This is a genomic window from Anaerolineae bacterium, from assembly GCA_014360855.1.
Classification (GTDB): domain Bacteria; phylum Chloroflexota; class Anaerolineae; order JACIWP01; family JACIWP01; genus JACIWP01.
In genome coordinates this window covers 1-7,203 of the sequence record JACIWP010000169.1, presented here as the reverse complement: position 1 = coordinate 7,203, position 7,203 = coordinate 1, and the positions used below count along the sequence as shown (strand labels likewise).

The following is a 7,203-nucleotide window of genomic DNA, read 5'->3' as shown; positions in this document are numbered from 1 at the left end:
TCCCCGGCCGCGCCAGTAGGTTGCGGCGCCGCCGTCGTCGGGCCGGTGGTGACCACGGTCGGGCTGATCACCTGCGTGACCGCCGGGGCCGGCGTAGCGGTCGCCAGCACCGTCTCGCCGACGGCGACGGTGGGAGTCGCCTTGGCCTCCGGCTTGGGCCGCGTGCACCCGCCGGCACTGACCAGCATCAGCATCACCAGCGCCATCACACCCAGGGAGAATATGACCTTTCTGCTCACAGGATGCCTCCTTCCCTTATGGTAGGTTGGCCTGTCGTTCCCGTGCTTCGCGTACTGCCAGGCCCCCTCAACCTACCCTGATGATAGCACAGGCATCCCCCAGCGTCAAGTAGGCCGGCGAATCCTAAACATAAAATAACGTAAAATTATGGGGCCTACCCCGAGATGACGCCCAGCTCGCGCCCCACCTTATGGAAGGCCTCCAGGCCGCGGTCCAGGTCCTCTTTGGTATGGGAGGCCGTGTTCATCACCCGGATGCGGGCCTTGCCGCGCGGCACGGTGGGAAAGCCCAGCGCCATGGCGAAAACACCTTCCTCGAACAGCCGGCGGGAGAACTCCATCGCCAGCGGCGCCTCGCCCAGCATGACCGGCACGATGGGGGTCTGTGAGGCGCCGATGTCAAAGCCCATGCGCTTCATCTCGGACTTAAAGTAGTTGGCGTTGGCCCACAGCCGGTCCACCAGCTCGGTGGATTCCTCCAGCAGGTCCACCGCGGCGATGCAGGTGGCGGTGTCCGCCGGCGTGACGGCGCTGGAGAACAGGAAGGGGCGCGCTTTCTGGCGCAGGAAGTCCACGATAACCTTCTTGCCGGCGATGACCCCGCCCACCACACCGAAGGCCTTGGACAGGGTGCCGATCTCGATATCGAACTTGCCGTGCAGGCCGAAATGGTCCACGATGCCGCGTCCGCCGCGCCCCAGCACCCCCTCGCCGTGGGCATCATCCACCATGGTGATGAGGCCATACTTCTCCGCCACCTCGTACAGCTTGTCCAGCGGGGCAATATCGCCGTCCATGCTGAACACGCCGTCGGTCACCAGCAGGCCGCGGCGGTAATTGGGCAGATGCTCCTTGACCTTTTCTTCCAGGTCCTGGGGGTCACAGTGCTTATAGACCACGATTTTGGCGCGGGACAGCCGGCACCCGTCAATAATGCTGGCATGGTTCAGCTCGTCGGAGAAGATGACGTCCTCCGGCCCCACCAGGGGCGGGATGGCGGCCTGGTTGGCGCAGAAGCCGGATTGGACGTAGAGCGCCGCCTCGACCCCTTTGAAGCGGGCCAGCCGCTCTTCCAGCTCCAGGTGCAGGCGCTGGGTGCCGGCGATCGAGCGCACTGCGGCCGGGCCGGCACCCCATTCCTGGATGGCCTTGATGGCCGCCTCCTTCAGGCGGGGATGCGTCGCCAGACCCAGGTAGTTGTTGGTGCAGAAGTTCAGCACCTTGCGCCCGTCCACCACCATCCAGGCGCCGGGCGGCGTGTCCATACGGCGGATGGTGATGAGCAAGCCCTCATTCCGCAACCGCTCCATTTCCTCTCGGATGAAATCGAGCTTATCAGCCATAGCATTCCTCCTTTGCGGCAAAAGCCGGCTTCACAGTTGGCCCTGCTGATAGCGGGCCTGTAGGGCGTTCAGCATATCCACGGTCATGGCCGGCAGGTCATAGGCCGGCCGCCATCCCCAATCTGCGCGCGCCACGCTGTCGTCAATGGAGCGCGGCCAGGAATCGGCAATGGCCTGGCGGAAATCCGGCTGGAACTCGCAGACGAAGTCGGGGATGTGCTTCCGGATCTCGCGGGCCAGCTCGCCGGCGGAGAAGCTCATGGCGGTGATATTGTAGTCGGCATGGCGCGTCAGCCGGCGGAAGTCTGCCTCCATCAACTCGATGGCCGCCCGGATGGCATCCGGCATGTACATCATAGGGAGCACCGTGTCCTCCCGCACGAAGCAGGTGTAGCGGCGGTACTTCACGGCGTCGTAAAAGATGGCCACGGCGTAATCCGTCGTGCCGCCGCCCGGCGGCGTCTTATGGCTGATGATACCCGGATAGCGCAGTCCGCGCACATCCACCCCGAACTTATGCACGTAGTAATTGCCCAACAGCTCGCCGGCGACCTTGGTGATGCCGTACATGGTGGTCGGGCTCAGGATGGTCTCCTGGGGCGTGTTATCCTTCGGCGTGCTGGGGCCGAAGACCGCCATGGAGCTGGGGCAAAACACTCGCACCAGCCCGTGGGTGCGGGCTACTTCCAGCACATTATACAACCCGGTCATATTGACGCGCCAGGCCAGGTCGGGCTTCTGTTCGCCGGCGGCCGACAGCACTGCGGCCAGATGATAGATCGTGTCGATGCGGTACTGCTCGACCACTTCTTCAAGGGCCTGGCGGTCCGTCACGTCCAGAGATACGAAAGGGCCGGAATCTCGCACATCGTCGGGGGGTGGAGTGCGGTGGCCGGCGGCCACCACATGCTCGTTTCCGTAGCGCTCCCGCAGGGCCATGGTCAATTCCGAGCCGATCTGGCCGCAGGCGCCGGTCACCAGGATGCTGCGCATCGGTCGAGAGGACATGGTTCGCTCCTTTGCGAGTTCAGTCGGTTAGGATGTTGTGCGCGCATTATAGCGCGCCGGCGCCGATCTTGCAACTTTTGTAGGCCAGACCATCATACCAGCATGACATCTCGGCAACTATTACCGGTGCGGGGGCTGACGCTGTCCTGCCGGCAAGCTGTTTCAACATTACCCCTCGTGTTTTTGACATTTATTCGACAGGCCGGTATAATATAGGGCGAAAGCGATGCGGGGTGGAGCAGTGGCAGCTCGTTGGGCTCATAACCCAAAGGTCGTTGGTTCGAATCCAACCCCCGCTACCTGAAGGCGGCGTAGCTCAGCTGGCAGAGCAAACGGCTCATAATCGTTGGGTCACTGGTTCGAGTCCAGTCGCCGCCACCAATATAGGGCCATTTCCCCAGGGAAATGGCCCTATATCGTTTCCGCGGATCCAGTCAGGTGGACGTGCCGGCCCCATCCTCCGGCACCTTATCCCGGTAGACGCCCCGATACTCGGGCGGCAGAAGCCTGGCGATGCGCAGCATGATGTCCTCGATCAGGGCATCGATCTGCCGGCCTTGATTCCCCTCTTCCAGCGGCCGGAGCTTGAAGGGCTGTCCCACCCGTACCACGATCTCCGCCCGGCGGAAACGCCGCAGTTCGCGAAATACCTTCTCCTGGCCGTACGCCACCACCGGCACCAGCGTGGCCCCCGTCCGAAGCGCCAGCAGAGCCGCGCCGCCCTTGCCCCTTTGCAATCCGCCGGTCTTACTGCGCGTGCCCTCGGGCGCGATGCCCACGATGGCACCCTGCTCCAGGAGCCGCTGGACCTTGCGCAGGGCGCCGATATCCGCCTCACCGCGCCGGATGAACACGGCATTGACGGACTTGAACAGCCGGCCCACCAAAGGATGCGATTCCCACTTCTCCGCGGCCAGCACGGTGGTGCGCACCGGCAGGACACAGAAGATGACCGGCGGGTCCAGCCAGTGCAGATGATTGGTCACCAGGATCAGCGGGCCCTGGCGCGGCAGGTTCTCCAGCCCTTCCACCCGCAGGCGCGCCAGCAGAGTGACCAGCGAGCGGATGGTCCACTGCAGGAAGCGGTAATACAGGTTCCTGCGGGTAAACGGATAGGAGTACTGGGTCGAGAGAACGCCGGCCATACCCTTTCCCATCACTCCGAAGCGGACGTAGCGACGCTCTGCAGGGCGCGAGCCACGGCGGCGATATGCGCCGGCGTACTGCCACAGCATCCGCCGATGATCTGCGCGCCCAACGCGCGGAATTTCAGGGCGAATTCGGCAAACTGCGCCGGCGTGACATCATATACCACGCGCTCGCCATCCAGGCGCGGGAGGCCGGCGTTCGGCTTGATCCATAAGCGCGCCGACGGGTTGGCCTCCCTCAGCCGGCGCAGCACCTCCAGGTTCTCCTCCAGCGAGCGGCCGCAGTTCGCGCCGATAGCCGTCAGGCCCAGCGGCCACAGCGTCTCCATAAACCGCTCTGGGGTAACGCCCATCATGGTGCGTCCCCGGGTGTCAAAGCTCATGGTCACGACCACTGGCAGGTCCGTCGCCTCCAGTGCGCCCAGGGCGGCCGCCCGCGCCTCTTCCAGATCGCTCATCGTCTCGATGACCAGCAGATCCACGCCGGCGTCCGCCAGGATGCCGGCCTGTTCCGCGTAGGCGCGCCGCGCCTCGTCGAAGGACAGGTTCCCCAGCGGTGCCATCAGCTCGCCGGTGGGCCCCATGTCGCCGGCCACCCAAGCGCCAAAGGGCTCCGCGGCACGCCGGGCGATTTCCACTGCGGCCCGATTGAAGCGCTCCAGCTCCGACTCCTTCTTCATGCGGGCCAGCTTGTGCCGGTTGCCGCCGAAGGTGTTGGTCAAGATAATGCGGGCGCCGGCCTCCAGGTAGGAGCGGTGCATGGCCTCGATCTTGGCCGGCTCCAGCACGTTCCATTCTTCGGGCGCCATGCCGGCGGGCAGGCCGGCGGCCTGCAGAAGCGTGCCGGCGGCCCCGTCGGCGATGAGAACTCGTCCATCCTGAAGGGCTTCTTGGAATTTCACGGCTGTATCTCCTCACTGCATAGATGCCCGCCCGGGGCCGATTATAATAACCCCGGCAGAGCGCCCCAGGCGCGCCAGGTGTGCCGCATTCTAGCATATCCCAGGGAATCGGGCAATGAGGAGGGTCATGGGGGCGTTGGGACGGCCTTGCCTCTCCCAGGCTCTGTTCAGACGCTCGGCTCCAGGTCGAGGGTGCTCCCCGCCGGCCACCCATGCACCACTTCCGGCCCCAGCACATTCATCAGATGGAACAAGGCCCGCTCCCCGGTGCAGTGGTTCGGGTAGACCGCCTTCAGCGCCGGCATCTCCCGCAACCGCCGGCCCACCCGCTCCAAATGCGCGGCATCGGCGCTGATCAGATGGGTGCCGCCGAAGATGGCCACCACCGGGCGCCCGAACACCTGCTCCACATGGTTCAGGGTGTTGAGCAGGCCGGCATGACAGCATCCGCACACCAGCACCAGCCCTTGTTCCGTCTCCAGCACTAAGGACATATCGTCCCGATACGGGTCCGGCACCAGGCCGGCCTCGCCCCGCAGGACATGATGGGGACTGCGGCCCTCTGGCTCACTCCGCCCAATGATCTCGCCGGTGGTCCAGATGCCGGGCAGAATCTCCTGCGGCCTGGCGCTCAGGCGCAGGTCGGCCTGCCGGCGAAGCTCCTCCGGCGGCATCTTCATCCCGATGGAGCGCAATTTCCCCTCTTTCTGGGAGAAGCGCTCGGTCATGATGTCGGGATGGGCATACAGGGGCATGCCCGGCCGGCGCTCCAGCAGTGCCGCCAGCCCGCCCGTGTGGTCATGATGTCCGTGGCTGATGACCAGCGCCCGAATGGTCCCTGGCTCGATGCCGGCGGCCTCCAGGTTATGCAGGAAGACCGCCGCGCTGGCGCCGGTATCCATCAGCACCCGCCCATCCCGCGACTCCACCAGCACCGCCAGCCCATGCTCCCCCCAGAACGAGGAGAGGGAAAGCACCGCATTGTCCACCAGACACATCAGTTTCATCGTCGGGGTCCTTTCTTAATTTGATGATGCTCGCATCCGACACAGGGGCTACCTATCCGGCGGATTGGCGGGAGTCGCCGGCCCCTGACTGCCGGCGCGCGTCGTGATCTCCACCGTCTCGATGCGCAGTCCCTCCATCTCCACAATCGTAAACTCGATGTCCTGATAGCGGAAGGTCTGTCCCTCCTTCGGAATGGCCTGCAGATGATAGAGGATGAAGCCGGCCAGCGTCTCGTAATCCTCCGACTCCGGCAGGTTCAGCCCCAGCTCCTCGTTGATCTCCTCGATGCGGCGCTGGGCATCGACGCGGAAGGTGTGAGACCCCAGCGGCTCCAGCGCCGGCTCGGTAACCGCCCATTCCTCGCTGATCTCCCCCATGATCTCCTCGGTCAGCATCTCCAAGGTAACGATGCCGGCGGTGCCGCCGTACTCGTCCAGCACCACCGCCATCTGGATATGGCGTTCGCGCATCTCGGAGAAGAGCGTCCCCACCTTGCGCGACTCCGGGACGCAGAAGGCCGGCCGGATGAGCGGCTCGATGGAGCTACTGCGCTCCACCTGGCCCAGTGCCACCGCCGCCAGGACATCTTTCATGGCGATGATGCCGACGATGTTGTCCAGACTGCCCTCATAGACGGGGAAGCGGGCATGCCGGCTGTTCACGAACAGGTGCAGTACCTGCTCCAGCGTGGCGCTTTTCTCCACCGCTTGAATCTCGGTGCGGGGGATCATGACTTCCCGCACGGGCCGGTCGCCGAAGCGCAGTAGCCGCTGGACCATGTCCTCCAGCTCCGCTTCCAGCAGGCCCTCGCGCTGGCTCTCCTCGATGACCATGCGCAGTTCTTCCACGGTCATGGCCATCCGATGGCCGGCCGGCAGGCCGGCGCCCAGCCAGCCCAGCACTATATGCGCCGAAGAATTCAGCAGTACGATAAAGGGGCGAAACACCCGGAAGAACATATCCATCAGGGGAGCGGCCGTCAACGAAGTGCGCTCCGCATAGCGCAGTGCCACCCCTTTCGGAACCTGCTCCCCCAGCACAATATGCAGGTACGTGATGAGCGCGAACGCCAGCACGGTGCCGGCAGTGTTGGCCACTGCCGCGCTCCAGCGGCCCACCAGGGTGCGCAGGGGCGGCTCGATGATGGCCGCCATGGTGCTCTCCCCCACCCAACCCAACGCCAGGCTGGTCATGGTGACGCCCAATTGGGAGGCGGCGATAAAGCGGTCCGGATTGTCCAGCAGGCGGCTCACCAACTGCGCGGCACGGTTGCCCTCCGCCGAGAGCTGGGCAATGCGGGTGCGGCGCACCGCCACCAGCGCGAACTCCATGGCAGTGAAGTAGCCGTTGGTCAGGATCAGCAGGAAAACCACCAGCAGTCGCAAAAGAACCGTCGGCAAAGTAAGCGCTTCCATCGCAAGCTCTCCTTATTCCACCTACCAACTTCTGCCGGCATTATAGCATATTCCCCGCCCTGGAGACACGTTCCTGACTCCCTGAGCAATGCCTTCCCTATTTGATTTTTCCCCCCACTTGGGGTAAGATTTTCCCATCC

7 protein-coding genes and 2 tRNA genes are annotated in these 7,203 nt (G+C 64.5%); 2 read left to right on the top strand and 7 right to left on the bottom strand.

Annotation, left to right across the window (positions count from 1 at the left end; genetic code table 11):
- The 3 genes from H5T60_09880 to H5T60_09870 all read right to left on the bottom strand — a co-directional run.
- A partial coding sequence (locus H5T60_09880) for a hypothetical protein (protein MBC7242739.1) occupies positions 1-239 on the bottom strand: 239 nt, incomplete at its 3' end.
- Between the two features lie 155 nt (positions 240-394).
- On the bottom strand, positions 395-1,582 hold the full coding sequence (locus H5T60_09875; protein ID MBC7242738.1) for a glycine C-acetyltransferase: 1,188 nt from the start codon (positions 1,580-1,582) through the stop codon (positions 395-397).
- A gap of 30 nt (positions 1,583-1,612) precedes the next feature.
- Positions 1,613-2,575 (bottom strand): NAD-dependent epimerase/dehydratase family protein, encoded by a 963-nt coding sequence (locus H5T60_09870; protein ID MBC7242737.1) that lies wholly within the window; start codon positions 2,573-2,575, stop codon positions 1,613-1,615.
- Between the two features lie 242 nt (positions 2,576-2,817).
- On the opposite strand from H5T60_09870, the gene H5T60_09865 reads away from it, so the two are divergent.
- Together H5T60_09865 and H5T60_09860 are read left to right on the top strand one after the other, a co-directional pair.
- A tRNA-Met gene (locus tag H5T60_09865) sits at positions 2,818-2,889 on the top strand.
- A gap of 6 nt (positions 2,890-2,895) precedes the next feature.
- A tRNA-Met gene (locus tag H5T60_09860) sits at positions 2,896-2,971 on the top strand.
- Positions 2,972-3,024: 53 nt separating this feature from the next.
- Here H5T60_09860 and H5T60_09855 read toward each other — a convergent pair.
- The 4 genes from H5T60_09855 to H5T60_09840 form a co-directional block, all read right to left on the bottom strand.
- Positions 3,025-3,750 (bottom strand): 1-acyl-sn-glycerol-3-phosphate acyltransferase, encoded by a 726-nt coding sequence (locus H5T60_09855; protein MBC7242736.1) that lies wholly within the window; start codon positions 3,748-3,750, stop codon positions 3,025-3,027.
- Entirely contained in the window at positions 3,747-4,640 is an 894-nt protein-coding gene (locus tag H5T60_09850; GenBank protein ID MBC7242735.1) for a homocysteine S-methyltransferase family protein, read from the bottom strand. The genes H5T60_09855 and H5T60_09850 overlap by 4 nt, the downstream gene beginning before the upstream one ends.
- Before the next feature lie 167 nt (positions 4,641-4,807).
- The gene (locus tag H5T60_09845) at positions 4,808-5,647 is read right to left on the bottom strand and encodes an MBL fold metallo-hydrolase (protein MBC7242734.1); all 840 of its coding nucleotides are present in this window, start codon (positions 5,645-5,647) and stop codon (positions 4,808-4,810) included.
- Positions 5,648-5,695: 48 nt separating this feature from the next.
- On the bottom strand, positions 5,696-7,063 hold the full coding sequence (locus tag H5T60_09840) for an HlyC/CorC family transporter (protein ID MBC7242733.1): 1,368 nt from the start codon (positions 7,061-7,063) through the stop codon (positions 5,696-5,698).
- Positions 7,064-7,203 lie beyond the last annotated feature (140 nt).

What these genes read in the sequence shown, in the direction of transcription:
- H5T60_09875 (MBC7242738.1), bottom strand. Translation starts at nt 1,582, where the DNA reads ATGGCTGATAAGCTCGATTTCATCCGAGAGGAAATGGAGCGGTTGCGG.
- H5T60_09870 (MBC7242737.1), bottom strand. Translation starts at nt 2,575, where the DNA reads ATGCGCAGCATCCTGGTGACCGGCGCCTGCGGCCAGATCGGCTCGGAA.
- H5T60_09845 (MBC7242734.1), bottom strand. Translation starts at nt 5,647, where the DNA reads ATGAAACTGATGTGTCTGGTGGACAATGCGGTGCTTTCCCTCTCCTCG.
- H5T60_09840 (MBC7242733.1), bottom strand. Translation starts at nt 7,063, where the DNA reads ATGGAAGCGCTTACTTTGCCGACGGTTCTTTTGCGACTGCTGGTGGTT.